This is a genomic window from Mycobacterium sp. IDUB_19 (genome assembly GCF_055419445.1).
The window spans coordinates 1-14,185 of sequence record NZ_JBVAXR010000034.1; the positions used below are offsets into that span (position 1 = coordinate 1).

The following is a 14,185-nucleotide window of genomic DNA, read 5'->3' on the forward strand; positions in this document are numbered from 1 at the left end:
AGCATGAAGCAATTCATCCTCGGAGGACTGGCTACCGGGCTGGCTGCCGGCGCGCTGATCGCCTCGGCGCCCGCGGCCAGTGCCGCCTGCCAGTTCGGCGGAATCGCCATCAGCAAGTGCGATGGACCCGTTCAGCCCGACGGCACCTGGCAACGTTGCGTAGTTTTTCCCCCGACTGCCGGGCGTGACGGTTCCCCCATTTCCGTCACCAACACGAACTGCCAGACGTTGGGTCCCGACCAGCACCCGTTGGGCATTGCCTTCAACGACCCACCGACGCACATCGACGACTAGCTGCTAACGGCTCACGGCCACGGGGACGCGTTGCTCTTGTAGTTCCCGTTCAGTGCGGTGCAGAAGTCGGAGTTGGTCCCGGCGAGCAACACGATGTAGTCGCCCCCCTTGTTGTTGAATGTCTGTGGCGGATAAGCCCATCCGCTGTTGCACGGTGATGTTGGGCTGCCCATCGAAGGCCTGCGCCAATTGGACATCTCGCACGCTTTCATCGCGTCGGTGTCCGGGAAAGCGCTCTTCGCGATCACCAGCATGGCGCCTCCCCATTTCCCGTCATTGCGGCGATAGGCGCGCGCCCCGAATCCGGCGTTGTCCTTCTGGCACACCAGCGCACGCTGCAACGCCATGAACGGCGAGGCGAGGTCGCGATCGCTGATACCGGCTGCGGCAGCGATGAATTGAGCCGCATCCGGGCCGTCGACTTCTTGGACATTTGGATCGTTGAGGCCCTTGAGTTGCTGCGACATCTGCGACGCGGCACCCCCGCCGCCGATGATGGGCCCGCCGTTGGTGGCCGTCATCGGTGGCAGCGTGCCGGTGGAGTCGGCGACGGCAGTAGGCACGGCCAACGCGCCCAGCGCCAGCGTGCAGGCAGCGATAGTTCGAATCCGCATACTCAGAACTCCTTCGCTTATCTCCCCGGCGGCATCGGTGGGGCCGCGTTAGGAGCCACCACCGCACCGATCTTGCGGAACAGTATGTCGGCCTGATTACTGTAGTTGCCCTGGTCGTCGAACGCCTCCGGCGCGTAGGTGACCGCGACGGCGATCGCGATCTTCTGGGCCGGCAGGTAGGCCTCGACACCCGCGCACCCGGAGAACAACGGGTTCTGCATCAGCCAGTCGCCCGAGGTGATGATTCCCAGCCCGTAGGTGTAGCCCTCGTTTTGGTCGAAGCAGGTCGGGCAGCCCGGTTGGGCGTGCGTCTTGCCGCGCAGCGCGGTCGACACCATCTTCTTGTACGAGTCCGCCGAGAGCAGCTTGCCCGAGCCGACCCCGACAGCGGTGGCTTCCATGTCGTAGATGTTGGTGGTCTGAATGGCGCCATGGGCGATGGTCCAGGACGGGTTCCAGTACGTGGACTCTTCGTAGAACGGTGTTCCGGCGGGGATTTTGAGAGCCTTACGCCGCTCGGAGCTGAACGTGTGCAGGACGGGCCAGGGGATTTCGGGTGTATCGGAGTTCGTGGTGGACTTCAAACCCAGCGGCCCCAGCACCTCGTTGCCCAGCAGCGTCGGCATGTCTTGACCGGTGGCTTTCTCCAGCGCCAACCCCAGCAGCACGTAATCGGTGTGCGCGTAGTTCCAGTTCGTTCCCGGGTCGTAGAGCAGCGGGCGCCCGGAAATCTGAGCGAGGATGTCCTGAGTTGTCATCTGCTGGAACGGGTTTGCGTATATCTGATCTTCGAACTGATCGTTGCCGATGACGTAGTCGGGGTAACCGGCCGTCATCTGCGCCAGCTGCCCCAGCGTGACGCGCCCCGCATTGGGAAAGTCGGGCAGCCATTTCGACAACCGGTCGTCGAGGCTCAGCTTCTTTTCGTCGACCAGCTTCAGCAGCAGCGTCGACACGTAGGAGATCGCGACCGCGCCGTTGCGGAAGTGCATGTCGGTGGTGGCCGGCACCCCGGTCATCGAGTCGCCGACGGCCTGGGTGATGACTTCCTTGCCGTCCACCGTGACGCGGACGATCGCGGCCTTCAGGTGTGCCTGCGTCATGAAGTTGTGCACCACGCGCATCACGGCGTCGGCCTTGGACCTGTCCGCCGGGTTCGCCTGCGAGGCTGCCGGTGGAGACTTGGGCCCGCAGCCGACCACGATCAGGCAGGCGACAACCAGACACGCAATGCGGTGCAGGCATCCCATCGAGCACTCCTGTCAGCGGAAGGCGTCGCTACCGGTGAAAGCCTGGCCGAGCACCAACTGGTGCATCTCGGGGGTGCCTTCGTAGGTCAGCACCGACTCCAGGTTGACCATGTGCCGGATAACCGGGTATTCCAGCGATATTCCGTTGCCGCCCAAAATGGTTCGAGCGGTCCGGCAGATCTTGATCGCCTCGCGGGTGTTGTTGAGCTTGCCGAAGCTGACCTGCTCGGGACGCAGCCCGACGCTGTCCTTGAGGCGGCCGAGGTGCAGCGACAGCAGCTGTCCCTTGTGCAATTCGACCGCCATGTCGACGAGTTTCGCCTGGGTCAATTGGAATCCCGCGATCGGCCGGCCGAACTGAGTGCGCTGCGTCGCGTAGTCGAGCGCGGCCTGCCACGCCGTGCGTGCCGCTCCCATCGATCCCCAGATGATGCCGTAGCGCGCCTCGGACAGGCACGACAGCGGCCCGCGCAGACCCTTGGCGTCGGGCAGCATCGCGTCGGCGGGCAGCCGCACGTCGTCGAGCACCAGCTCGCTGGTGATCGAGGCGCGCAGCGAGAGTTTGTGGTGAATCGTGTTGGCGGTGAAGCCCGCGGTGCGGGTGGGGACGATGAATCCGCGGATCCCGTCGTCGGTGTTGGCCCACACGACCGCGACGTCGGCGACCGAACCGTTGGTGATCCACATCTTGCGCCCATTGAGCACCCAGTCCGAACCATCTTGCCGGGCATGGGTTTTCATGGCCGCAGGGTCGGACCCGGCGTCGGGTTCGGTGAGCCCGAAGCAGCCCAGAAATTCGCCGGTGGCCATGCCGGGAAGCCACTGCTGCTTCTGTTCCTCGGAGCCGAAGTTCCAGATCGCGAACATCGCCAGCGATCCCTGCACCGAGACCATCGACCGAATCCCGGAGTCGGCGGCCTCGAGCTCGGTACAGGCCAGGCCGTAGTGCACCGACGAGGCCCCGCCGCATCCGTAGCCGTCCAGATGCATGCCGAGCAGTCCGAGCTGACCGAACTGCTTGCCGAGTTGGCGGACCGGCAGGTCGCCGATCTCGAACCACTCCGCGATGTACGGGACGACGTGCTCGGCGCAGAACTTTCTGACCGTGTCGCGCACCGCGATCTCGTCGCTGGACAACGAGGCGTCGAGGCCAAGGGGGTCGTCTCGGTTGAACGCGGGAGGCTTTTGAGTGCTCATAGCAGCCAGCCTGCCACCGCGTCCGGCGTGAAGAACAGCCTATGGGCCAGCCGGTAGTCTCCCCTTATGCAGCGGCTGGGGTGGCTGGGTGTCGACGTGTTGTGCGTGCTGGTGTTCTGCGCCGCAGGACGCCGCAGTCACGACGAGGGCCTCAACATCACCGGCATCGCGACGACGGCCTGGCCGTTTCTCACCGGCACCGTGCTCGGTTGGCTGGTGAGCCGTGGGTGGCGGCGGCCCACCGCCGTGGCGCCCACCGGGGTGGTGATCTGGTTGTGCACCGTGGTGATCGGCATGGTGTTGCGCAAAGCCACCTCCGCGGGTGTGGCCGCGAGTTTCGTCGTGGTCGCGGCATCGGTCACCGCGCTGTTGTTGCTCGGTTGGCGCGCGGTCGTCGGGCTGACCCTGCGGCACCGCTCCGACGTCTGACCCGCCGATGGCGCGGACGGACGACGACACGTGGGGCCCGGACAGCGGCGTCGGAATGACCGCGACATTCGGGGCGGTCGCCAGGGCGCTGGCCACCGGCAAGGGGCTGATCAACGACCCGCTCGCCGAACAGCTGGTGCGTGCCGCGGGCGTGCAGTACTTCACCCGGATGGTCGACGACCAGCGGTATGCGGACGACGGCGGCGACAACCCCATCGTGAGCGGGCTCATCACCCTGCTGGGGGTGCACACCCGGTTCCTGGACGAATTCCTCGCCGCCGCCGGACGGACGGGCATCCGCCAAGTGGTGATCCTTGGTTCTGGTCTGGACACCCGGCCGTATCGGCTGTGGTGGCCGTCCGGCACGACGGTGTACGAGATCGATCAGCCGGACGTGATCGACTTCAAGACCGCCGTGTTGCGCCGGCTGGGCGCCGAGCTGACCGCGAACCGTCGTGCGGTCGGTGCCGATCTTCGGCGAGATTGGTTAACGGCTCTGCAGCGGGTGGGTTTCGACGCCGCCGAGCCCACGGTGTGGATTGCGGAGACGCTGCTGACCGGGTTCTTGCCCCCCGACGGGCAGAACCGGTTGCTGCACGATGTCTCGGCGGCCAGTGCGCCGGGCAGTCGCTTCGCCGGCGATCACATACCCACCTGGAGCGCATTTCAGCTGGAGGCCGCGCAGACGTTCGTCGACACCTGGCGGCAATTCGGTCTCGAAGTCGATTTGGCCGGATTGACGTACCGGGGCGAATACCGTGCTGTCCCGCGGTATCTGGCGGATCACGGCTGGCGGGCCGTCGAAAGAAACGTCGGCGATTTGTTCACCGCGATTGGAATGGGCACCCGCTGGCGTGGCACCCCCGATGACAACGCGATTACGCCCCGATATGTCACCGCAACCCGATCGGCCGGGCCCGGGGCACGACCCGGCCGGAATGCATTCGCCTGATAGGCGTTAGAGGTGAGGTGATGTCCAAGACTGCGCTCCGGTTCGTGGCGGCCGCGTTGGACGACGCGTTGGCGCAGCCATTGCTCGCCGAGCTGGCCCTGGAGTACGCGCAGCGGTACGACAGCACACCACCGACAGTGCTGGCGTGGCTCAAGGACAACCCCTCCGACGAGTTCGCGCCACCGGACGGGGGCATGTTGATTGGTCTGCTGGATGGCCGCCCGGTTACCGGCGGCGGCTTTCGGCGATTCGATGCCGAGACGGCCGAACTCAAGAGAATCTGGACCGACAGCGGGCATCGCCGCCGCGGATACGCGATGGCGCTGCTGGCCGAGTTGGAAGCCGAGATCGCGGCGCGGGGCTACCGCAAGGTCTACCTGATGACCGGCAACCGCCAGCCCGAGGCTGAGGAGCTGTATCAGGCCACCGGATACAGCCGGTTGGCCGGGCCGCTGCCGTCCGAAGGCCCCGTCTTCCCGATCGCATTCGAGAAGTGGCTGACATGAGTGGGGAGCAACTGCATCTGGGCGTCGCGCTGGACGGATACGGCTGGGACCCCCAGGCGTGGCGGGCCACTCTGGCGTCCGACCCCAACACACCTTCGGCGCTCAGCGGAAACTACTGGGCCGGCCTGGCGGCCACCTCCGAGCGCGGCCTGCTCGACTTCCTCACCATCGACGACAGTTTGATGCCGCAGCCGGGGCGCCGCGAACGGATCGATCCGCGGCGGCTGGCCGGGCGGGGCGACGCCGCGCTGGTCGCGGCCCGTATCGCGCCCGTGACGCGCCACATCGGTCTGATCCCGGTGGCGACGGTGACGCATACCGAGCCGTTCCACATCTCCAAATCCATTGCCACGCTTGACTATGTCTCGCACGGCCGGGCGGGCTGGCAGCCGAGGGTCAGCTCGACACCGCACGAGGCGGCGTTGTTCGGCCGCCGCGAAGGATCGCTGGACGGATTGTTCGAGGAGGCCGTCGACTACGTCGACGTGGTGCGCCGGCTCTGGGACAGCTGGGAGGACGACGCGATCATCCGTGACGTGACGACCGGCCACTACGTCGACATCGACAAGCTGCACTATATCGACTTCACCGGAAAGTTCTTCTCGGTCAAGGGGCCGTCGATCACACCCCGCCCGCCGCAGGGCCAGCCGGTGGTGGCGGTGCTGGCCCACCTCGAGCCGGTGTATGAATTCGCCGCTGCCAGTGCCGATCTCGTTTTCATCACGCCGAAAGACGACGCCTCGGTGCGCAGTATCCTGGACGAGGTATCCGCCGCCGGGGGAGCGCAGCTGAAAGTCTATGCCGACGTGCTGGTGTCGTTTGGCGGTGCGGGCGATCCCCGCTCCGATGCGCTCAACTTCACCGGAGGACCACCGGAATTGGTGGACCTGCTGCTCAAGTGGCAGCGCCTCGGCATCGACGGCGCGCGGTTGCGGCCGGCCGTCAACGCCACCGATCTACCGATGATCGTCGACGAGGTGGTCCCGCTGCTGCAGCGGGCCGGCCGATTCCGCACGTCCTATCGGGATGGCGAAACGCTGCGCGCCCGGCTCGGACTGCCGGTCGCTCCCAACCGATACGCGGCGGTGAAGCGATGACGCCGCTTTCGATCCTGGATCTCGCGCCGGTCAGCGCCGGCAGTGACCCGGCGACGGCGTTGCGCAATACCATCGACCTGGCCCAGCACGCCGAGCGGTGGGGCTATCGGCGGTACTGGATCGCCGAGCATCATTTCGTGGCCGTCGCCAGTGCCGCACCGGCCGTGTTGATCGGACAGATCGCGGCCGCCACCAACACGATTCGGGTGGGCGCCGCGGCGGTTCAGCTGGGTCACACCACCGCCGCCGCGGTGGTCGAGAGTTTCGGCATGCTCGATGCGTTCTATCCGGGACGCATCGATCTCGGCGTAGGCCGGTCCGGGCAGCGCCGCTCCGAAGAGGGGAAGCCGAAAAAGCCGAGAGAAGCCCGGCCGCCGCGGGTGTGGCACGAGATTGACGGCGTGGTCATCCCGACCCCCTTCGACCTGCGCGGGTTGCTCGACCTCGAACAGTTGCGTGCCACCATGGGAATTCTGCAGCAGCCGGAGGCGGTATCGCCGGACTTCGCCGAGCAGGTCGAAGATATTCTCGCGCTGCTGGATGGCACGTATCGCGTCGGCAAGTTCGACGTGCATGCGGTGCCCGGCGAAGGTAGCGGGCTGAGGCCGTGGATCTTCGGCAGCACCAGGGGCCAAAGCGCGCGGGTTGCCGGCGCCTTGGGATTGCCGTTCGTGGCGAGCTATCACATCACGCCGGCCACCGCGCTGGAGGCGATCGAGGCCTACCGCGACACGTTCTCGCCGTCGGCGACCTTGGCGAAGCCGTATGTGGTGGTGTCCGCCGACATTGTGGTTGCCGACGACAGCGATACCGCTCGACGCCTGGCCGCCGGCTACGGCCAGTGGGTGTACTCGATCCGAACCGGCGTCGGCGCCATGCCCTATCCCGCTCCCGATAGTTGCCCACCACTGACCGAAGAGCAGCTGGCTGTGGTAAACGACCGGATCGCAACGCAATTCGTCGGCAACCCGGACGAGGTCGCCGAGCGATTGCAGGCTCTGCAGCGGGTCACCGGAGCCGACGAACTCGTCATCACCTCGGTGACTCACCGCCATGAGGACCGGCTGCGGTCTCACGAGCTGATCGCCAAACGCTGGGGACTGACGGAATGAACACCAGAAACGGCAAGCACCGCAAGCCGATTCACTTGGCCGCCCACTTCCCCGGCGTCAACAACACCACGGTGTGGACCGATCCCAGCTCGGGCAGTCAGATCGAATTCGAGTCCTTCGTCCACCTCGCCCGCACCGCCGAGCGCGGACTGTTCGACTTCTTCTTCCTGGCCGAAGGGCTGCGGCTGCGTGAGCACCGCGGCCGCATCTATGACCTTGATGTCGTGGGACGACCGGACACCTTCACCGTGTTGGCGGCTCTGGCGGCGGTCACCGACCGAATCGGGCTGACCGGCACGATCAACACGACCTTTAACGAACCATTCGAAGTGGCAAGGCAATTCGCCACCCTGGACCATCTGTCCGGCGGCCGCGCCGGCTGGAACATCGTCACCTCGTCGGATGCCTTCACCGGCGCCAACTTCCGGCGCGGTGGCTTCCTGAGCCATACCGACCGGTACCGGCGGGCCGAGGAGTTTCTCACCGTCGCGCGCCAATTCTGGGACAGCTGGGCAGCCGAAGCGGTGCTGGCCGACATCGAAAACGGTACGTACGTCGACCCGTCCGGGATTCGCGCGGTCGAGCACCAGGGGCCGGACTTCAACGTCCGGGGGTTCGCGACGCTGCCGGTGGGGCCGCAAGGTCATCCGATTCTGTTGCAGGCCGGCGACTCCGCGGACGGCCGCTCCTTTGGTGCCAGCTATGCCGACGCGCTGTTCACCCTGCACTCCTCGATCGAAGATGGACAGCGCTACTACGCCGACGTCAAGGGACGTGCACAGGCCTCCGGTCGAGACCCCAACCAGCTCAAGGTCTTTCCGGCGGCAACCTTCGTCCTCGGCGACACCGATGCCGACGCCCAGGACAAGGCGCGATACATCCGCTACCAGCAGGTCAGTGGCGCCACGGCGATCGCGATGCTGGAACAGGTTTGGGGTCGCGATCTTTCGGACCACGACCCGGATGGCCCGCTGCCCGATTCCGACCCGGTGGTGGACAGTGACATCACCCAAGGCCGGGTCCGCCACGTCGATCCGGTCACGGTGGCCGGCCGTTGGCGCGAGCGCGCCGAAGCCGAGAAGCTGTCGATCCGCGAGCTCATCATCGCCGTCACCAGCCGCCAGCAGTTCGTCGGCACCGCCGCCCGGATTGCGGACGAGATCGACGAATACATCCAGGCCGACGCCTGCGACGGGTTCATCCTGGTGCCGCACCTGACGCCGCACGGTCTCGACGAATTCGTCGACCGGGTGGTGCCGCTACTGCAGGAGCGTGGCGCGTACCGCACCGAGTACACCGGCGAGACGCTGCGAGACCATCTGGGGCTCAGTGAGTTCGCGGCGCGTACATGATGACGGCCACGCCCACTAGGCAGATCAGCGCGCCGGTGACATCCCACCGGTCGGGGTGAAACCCGTCGAAACCCATGCCCCACAACAGCGAACCGGCCACGAAGATGCCGCCGTACGCGGCCAGGATGCGACCGAAATGGGCCCCGGAACCAAGCGAGGGCTGCAGGGTGGCGACAAAGCCGTAGGCGCCCAGCGCGATGACGCCCCAGCCCACCCACATCCAGCCGCGATGTTCGCGCACGCCCTGCCACACCAACCAGGCGCCGCCGATCTCGAACAGCGCCGCCAGCGCGAACAGCGCGATCGACTTGGCAACCGTCACAACGCGCCCGCCTTTTCCAGTGCCGCATTCGTCGCTTCGCGGATGGGGCCGCGCCAGAGCGGGCCGTGACCCGGCGCGAGGACCTCGGTCTCCAATAGGGCCAGCGCCGAAAGGGTTCGGATGCAGTTCTCCTGGTTGTAGCTGAAGATCGCCGGCAGCAGTTGGGGCCCGTCGTGCCGGATCAGCGGGTGCCCGGTGATCAGCGCATCGCCACTGGCCAGCACGCCGTCGACCAGGTAAGAGCAATGGCCTCCGGTGTGGCCCGGGCTGAAAACAGGCCTCGGGTGGCCCGGCAGGCCCGCGGCGATTTCCGGCGTCAGCGGCTTCGTGGTCGGAATCCCATCACGGATCAGGCCGCCGCTGCGCACCACGTGGGCGGTCCACACCGCCCACCGGGGCCGCCAGATGCGCAGCGCGAGATCGATGACCGAGACCTGCTCCAGGTACTCACGCTTGGCGTGGCCGACTTCGTCGGCGTGGCAGTAGACGGGAGTGCCGTGTTCGCCGGCGAACCAGATCGCCGAGCCCAGATGGTCGATGTGGGCATGCGTCAGCAGGATGGCGCGCACGTCGCGGGCACCGTAGCCGAGCTCCTTCAGCGAGGCCAGCACCGCCTGCCGGTCGCCCGGATAGCCGGCGTCGATCAGCATCACGCCGGTGTCGTCGGCGACCAGCGTCCAGTTGACGGCCTCACCCCGGACGAGGTGCACGGTGTCGGTGACTTGAACAAGTGTTGGCGCTGCTGCCATGCCCAACACTGTAGGAGTAGAAAGAACGGGTGGCTGAACTGAAACTTGGATACAAAGCGTCTGCTGAACAATTCGCACCGCGCGAGCTCGTCGAACTGGCTGTCGCCGCCGAAGCACATGGCATGGACAGCGCCACCGTCAGTGACCACTTCCAGCCGTGGCGGCACAAGGGCGGACACGCGCCCTTCTCGCTGGCCTGGATGACCGCGGTCGGCGAGCGCACCGAGCGGCTCGTCCTGGGCACGTCGGTGCTCACCCCGACCTTCCGGTACAACCCCGCCGTCATCGCCCAGGCCTTCGCCACCATGGGCTGCCTGTACCCGAACCGCATCTTCCTCGGCGTCGGCACCGGCGAGGCGCTGAACGAGATCGCCACCGGATACGAGGGCGAGTGGCCGGAGTTCAAGGAGCGCTACGCGCGGCTGCGCGAGTCGGTGCGGCTGATGCGCGAACTGTGGCTGGGCGACCGGGTCGACTTCGAGGGCGAGTACTACAAGACCAAGGGCGCCTCGATCTACGACGTGCCCGAGGGCGGTATCCCGATCTACATCGCGGCGGGCGGACCGCAGGTGGCCAAGTACGCCGGCCGCGCGGGCGACGGATTCATCTGCACCTCCGGCAAGGGCGAGGAGCTCTATAAGGACAAGCTCATCCCCGCAATGCGCGAGGGCGCCGAGGCGGCAGGCAAGAACCCCGACGACATCGACCGGATGATCGAGATCAAGATGTCGTATGACACCGACCCCGAGCTGGCCCGGGAGAACACCCGGTTCTGGGCGCCGTTGTCGCTGAGCGCCGAGCAGAAACACAGCATCGACGATCCGATCGAGATGGAGAAGGCCGCCGACGCGCTACCGATCGAGCAGATCACCAAGCGCTGGATCGTGGCGTCGGATCCCGACGAGGCCGTCGCCAAGGTCAAGGACTACGTCGACTGGGGCCTGAACCACTTGGTGTTCCACGCGCCCGGACACGACCAGCGGCGATTCCTCGAGCTGTTCGAAAAGGACCTGGCGCCCAGGCTGCGGCGACTTGGCTGATACCTCCGCGATCTACGTCGCGGCGCCCGAGCCGGAGACCGGCAAGTCGACGATCGCGCTCGGGCTGCTCAACCGATTGACGGCAACGGTCGCCAAAGTCGGTGTGTTCCGGCCGATCACCCGGCTCGGGGAGGATCGTGACTACATCCTGGAGTTGTTGCTGACGCGGACCACCGCGGGCTTGTCCTACGAGCAGTGCGTGGGCGTCACCTATCAGGAGATCCACGCCGATACCGACGCCGCGATCGCCGGCATCGTCGACGCCTATCACGCGATGGCAGAGGCCTGTGACGCCGTGGTGATCGTCGGCAGCGACTACACCGATGTCACCGGGCCCGCCGAACTGTCGGTCAATGCGCGAATTGCGGCCAATCTCGGTGCGTCGGTGCTGCTCGCGGTACGGGCCAAGGGTCGCACCCCCGAGCAGGTCGCCGGTGTCGTCGAGGTGTGTCTGGCCGAGCTCGCCGCGCAGAGTGCCCACGCCGCGGCGGTGGTCGCCAGCCGCTGCGAGCCGACCGAGATGAGTGCGGTTGCCGAAGCGCTGCACAGGTTCGGCCCACCCAGTTACGTGTTGCCGGACGAGCCGTTCCTGTCGGCGCCGACGGTGGCCGAGTTGCAGCACGCCGTGCACGGGACGCTGGTCAGCGGTGACGCCGAGCTCGTCGAACGCGAGGTGCTGGGCGTGCTGGTGGCGGGGATGACCGCGGACCACGTGCTGGAGCGGCTGCGCGACGGCATGGCGGTGATCACCCCCGGCGACCGCTCCGACGTCGTGCTGGCCGCCGCCAGTGCCCATGCGGCCGAAGGGTTTCCGTCACTTTCCTGCATCGTGCTCAACGGCGGGTTTCCACTGCATCCGTCGATCGCGGCGCTGGTGGCGGGGCTGCGGCTGCGGCTGCCGATCATCGGAAACGAGCTGGGCACCTACGATACGGCCAGAGCGGTCGCCTCGGTTCGGGGCCGGGTCACGGCCACCTCGCAGCGCAAGATCGATACCGCGGTGGGCCTGATGGAGCGCCACGTCGATATTGCGGATCTGCTTGCACAGCTTGCTATTCCGATCCCCACAGTGACGACCCCGCAAATGTTCACCCACCGGCTCACGCAGCAGGCGCGCATAGATTGCAAGCACATCGTTCTTCCTGAAGGCAACGACGACCGGATCCTCAAGGCCGCGGGCCGGGTACTTAAGCGCTGTGTCGCTGAGCTGACGATCCTGGGCGACGAGGCCCAAATCCGGTTACGCTCGGCGGAACTCGGAGTCGACCTGCACGAAGCGACGATCATCGACCCGCGCGACGAAGAACTGTGTAGCCAGTTCGCCGAGCAGTACGCCGAAATACGCAAGGCGAAGGGCATCACCGTCGAGCAGGCCCACGAGACCATGCACGACGTCTCGTATTTCGGCACCATGTTGGTGCACAACGGCATGGTCGACGGCATGGTGTCCGGCGCCGCTCACACCACGGCACATACGGTCCGTCCCGCGTTGGAGATCATCCGGACCGTCCCGGACGTCTCGACGGTGTCCAGCGTTTTCTTGATGTGCCTGCCCGATCGGGTGCTGGTTTATGGTGACTGCGCGATCGTCCCGGACCCCACGCCCGAACAGCTGGCCGATATCGCGATCAGCTCGGCGCGCACGGCCACGCAGTTCGGCATCGAGCCGAAAGTGGCGATGCTGTCCTATTCCACCGGTGACTCCGGAACCGGAGTCGACGTCGAAAAGGTCAGGACGGCAACGGCATTAGTGCGGGCCCGGGATCCTCAGCTATTGGTGGAGGGGCCGATTCAGTACGATGCCGCGATAGAACCCTCAGTAGCCGCCACCAAGCTGCACGACTCGGCGGTGGCCGGTCACGCCACGGTGCTGATCTTCCCCGACCTCAACACCGGCAATAACACCTATAAGGCGGTGCAGCGCAGCGCGGGGGCAATCGCGATCGGCCCGGTGCTGCAGGGCTTGCGCAAGCCGGTGAACGATCTGTCCCGCGGCGCGCTCGTCGAAGACATCGTCAACACCATCGCGATCACCGCGATCCAGGCACAAGGGGTCGGCCATGGCTGAGGGCTCGAATCGCCCCGTGCTGGTGATCAATTCGGGATCCTCGTCGCTGAAGTACCGGCTGGTTGAGCCGGATTCCGGTATCGAACGTGCGGGCGGCGGCATCCAGCAGATCGGCGAGCCGTCGTCACGGGTCGCCGACCACGAAGAAGCGCTGCGCTTGGCGTTCGCGCAGATGGCCGAGGGTGGCCTGGACCTGAAGTCGTGCGGGCTATTGGCGGTCGGACACCGAGTTGTGCACGGGGGCCAGGCTTTTTTCCGCCCGACGCTGCTTGACGACGACCGGATCGCGGACCTCGAGAAACTGTCGGAGCTTGCCCCGCTGCATAACCCGCCCGCGCTGCAGGGCATCAAGGTGGCCCGCAAGCTGCTGCCAGACGTCGCGCACATCGCCGTGTTCGATACGGCCTTTTTCCACAACCTGCCGGCCGCGGCCGCCACCTACGCGATGAATCGGGATCTGGCCGAGCGATACCAGATACGCCGCTACGGATTTCACGGCACGTCGCACCGGTATGTGAGTGAGCAGGCCGCGGCCTTCCTGGACAGGCCGCTGGACAGCCTGAACCAAATCGTGCTGCACCTGGGCAATGGTGCTTCGGCTTCGGCGGTCGCCGGCGGCCGGCCGGTCGACACGTCGATGGGTCTGACCCCGCTGGAGGGTCTGGTGATGGGCACCCGCAGCGGCGATATCGACCCCGGCGTCATCAGCTACCTGTGGCGCACCGCGAACATGGATGTGGACGCGATCGAGTCCATGCTCAACAACCAGTCGGGCGTCTGGGGTCTGGCCGGTGAGCGTGACTTCCGCAGGCTGCACGCGATGATCGAATCGGGCGACAGCTCAGCACAATTGGCGTACGACGTGTTCATCCACCGGTTGCGCAAATACGTCGGTGCCTACCTGGCCGTGCTGGGGCATACCGATGTGATCAGCTTCACCGCGGGGATCGGCGAGAACGATGCGGTGGTACGCCGCGACGCGATGGCCGGGCTGGAGCAGCTGGGTGTCGTGCTCGACGAAAGCCGCAACTTGGCGGAAGGCGAAGGTGCGCGGCGGATTTCGGCCGACGATTCGCCGATCGCGGTGCTGGTGGTCCCGACCAATGAAGAGCTTGCGATCGCCCGCGACTGCGCCGACCTGCTGGGCGAGTAGCCCGACGCGTCGAGCGTGCGCTCACGGCGTCGAGTGTGCGCTCACGGCGA

15 protein-coding genes are annotated in these 14,185 nt (G+C 66.4%); 10 read left to right on the forward strand and 5 right to left on the reverse strand.

What is annotated here, in order from left to right:
* Positions 1 to 3: 3 nt before the first annotated feature.
* Positions 4 to 294: a CDGP domain-containing protein gene (locus ACZY0B_RS21570; RefSeq protein ID WP_463766316.1), complete on the forward strand. Its 291-nt coding sequence runs from the start codon at positions 4 to 6 to the stop codon at positions 292 to 294.
* Positions 295 to 305: 11 nt separating this feature from the next.
* Here ACZY0B_RS21570 and ACZY0B_RS21575 read toward each other — a convergent pair whose 3' ends face one another.
* From ACZY0B_RS21575 to ACZY0B_RS21585, 3 genes are read right to left on the reverse strand one after another with little or no spacing between them, the layout of a single operon-like run.
* On the reverse strand, positions 306 to 908 hold the full coding sequence (locus ACZY0B_RS21575; RefSeq protein WP_463766265.1) for a hypothetical protein: 603 nt from the start codon (positions 906 to 908) through the stop codon (positions 306 to 308).
* 17 nt (positions 909 to 925) lie between these two features.
* Positions 926 to 2,158 carry a serine hydrolase domain-containing protein gene (locus tag ACZY0B_RS21580; RefSeq protein ID WP_463766266.1) on the reverse strand — a complete coding sequence of 411 codons (1,233 nt, stop codon included), beginning with the start codon at positions 2,156 to 2,158 and terminating at the stop codon, positions 926 to 928.
* A 12-nt stretch (positions 2,159 to 2,170) separates the two neighbouring features.
* Entirely contained in the window at positions 2,171 to 3,355 is a 1,185-nt protein-coding gene (locus ACZY0B_RS21585; RefSeq protein WP_463766267.1) for an acyl-CoA dehydrogenase, read from the reverse strand.
* A 66-nt stretch (positions 3,356 to 3,421) separates the two neighbouring features.
* On the opposite strand from ACZY0B_RS21585, the gene ACZY0B_RS21590 reads away from it, so the two are divergent.
* Genes ACZY0B_RS21590 through ACZY0B_RS21615 form a run of 6 tightly spaced genes read left to right on the forward strand, consistent with a single transcriptional unit; the run spans position 3,422 to position 8,803 of the window.
* The gene (locus ACZY0B_RS21590) at positions 3,422 to 3,784 is read left to right on the forward strand and encodes a DUF3054 domain-containing protein (protein ID WP_463766268.1); all 363 of its coding nucleotides are present in this window, start codon (positions 3,422 to 3,424) and stop codon (positions 3,782 to 3,784) included.
* A gap of 7 nt (positions 3,785 to 3,791) precedes the next feature.
* Positions 3,792 to 4,736 (forward strand): SAM-dependent methyltransferase, encoded by a 945-nt coding sequence (locus ACZY0B_RS21595; RefSeq protein ID WP_463766269.1) that lies wholly within the window; start codon positions 3,792 to 3,794, stop codon positions 4,734 to 4,736.
* 20 nt (positions 4,737 to 4,756) lie between these two features.
* The gene (locus tag ACZY0B_RS21600; RefSeq protein ID WP_463766270.1) at positions 4,757 to 5,242 is read left to right on the forward strand and encodes a GNAT family N-acetyltransferase; all 486 of its coding nucleotides are present in this window, start codon (positions 4,757 to 4,759) and stop codon (positions 5,240 to 5,242) included.
* Positions 5,239 to 6,339 (forward strand): LLM class flavin-dependent oxidoreductase, encoded by a 1,101-nt coding sequence (locus tag ACZY0B_RS21605; protein WP_463766271.1) that lies wholly within the window; start codon positions 5,239 to 5,241, stop codon positions 6,337 to 6,339. Before ACZY0B_RS21600 ends, ACZY0B_RS21605 begins: the two co-directional genes overlap by 4 nt.
* Complete coding sequence (locus tag ACZY0B_RS21610; RefSeq protein ID WP_463766272.1) at positions 6,336 to 7,451, forward strand: LLM class flavin-dependent oxidoreductase; 1,116 nt, start codon at positions 6,336 to 6,338, stop codon at positions 7,449 to 7,451. Before ACZY0B_RS21605 ends, ACZY0B_RS21610 begins: the two co-directional genes overlap by 4 nt.
* Positions 7,448 to 8,803, forward strand: a complete 1,356-nt coding sequence (locus ACZY0B_RS21615; RefSeq protein ID WP_463766273.1) for an NtaA/DmoA family FMN-dependent monooxygenase — start codon at positions 7,448 to 7,450, stop codon at positions 8,801 to 8,803. The genes ACZY0B_RS21610 and ACZY0B_RS21615 overlap by 4 nt, the downstream gene beginning before the upstream one ends.
* Here the strand turns inward: ACZY0B_RS21615 and ACZY0B_RS21620 are convergent.
* Positions 8,778 to 9,125, reverse strand: coding sequence for a YnfA family protein (locus tag ACZY0B_RS21620; protein ID WP_463766274.1), 348 nt, complete (start codon positions 9,123 to 9,125; stop codon positions 8,778 to 8,780). The genes ACZY0B_RS21615 and ACZY0B_RS21620 overlap by 26 nt on opposite strands.
* Positions 9,122 to 9,874, reverse strand: coding sequence for an MBL fold metallo-hydrolase (locus ACZY0B_RS21625; RefSeq protein WP_463766275.1), 753 nt, complete (start codon positions 9,872 to 9,874; stop codon positions 9,122 to 9,124). Before ACZY0B_RS21625 ends, ACZY0B_RS21620 begins: the two co-directional genes overlap by 4 nt.
* A gap of 29 nt (positions 9,875 to 9,903) precedes the next feature.
* Here ACZY0B_RS21625 and fgd point away from each other — a divergent pair, with 29 nt between their 5' ends.
* Genes fgd through ACZY0B_RS21640 form a run of 3 tightly spaced genes read left to right on the forward strand, consistent with a single transcriptional unit; the run spans position 9,904 to position 14,135 of the window.
* Complete coding sequence (gene fgd / locus ACZY0B_RS21630; protein WP_463766276.1) at positions 9,904 to 10,914, forward strand: glucose-6-phosphate dehydrogenase (coenzyme-F420); 1,011 nt, start codon at positions 9,904 to 9,906, stop codon at positions 10,912 to 10,914.
* Positions 10,907 to 12,982, forward strand: a complete 2,076-nt coding sequence (gene pta, locus ACZY0B_RS21635; protein ID WP_463766277.1) for a phosphate acetyltransferase — start codon at positions 10,907 to 10,909, stop codon at positions 12,980 to 12,982. The genes fgd and pta overlap by 8 nt, the downstream gene beginning before the upstream one ends.
* Positions 12,975 to 14,135 (forward strand): acetate kinase, encoded by a 1,161-nt coding sequence (locus tag ACZY0B_RS21640; RefSeq protein WP_463766278.1) that lies wholly within the window; start codon positions 12,975 to 12,977, stop codon positions 14,133 to 14,135. Before pta ends, ACZY0B_RS21640 begins: the two co-directional genes overlap by 8 nt.
* Positions 14,136 to 14,185 lie beyond the last annotated feature (50 nt).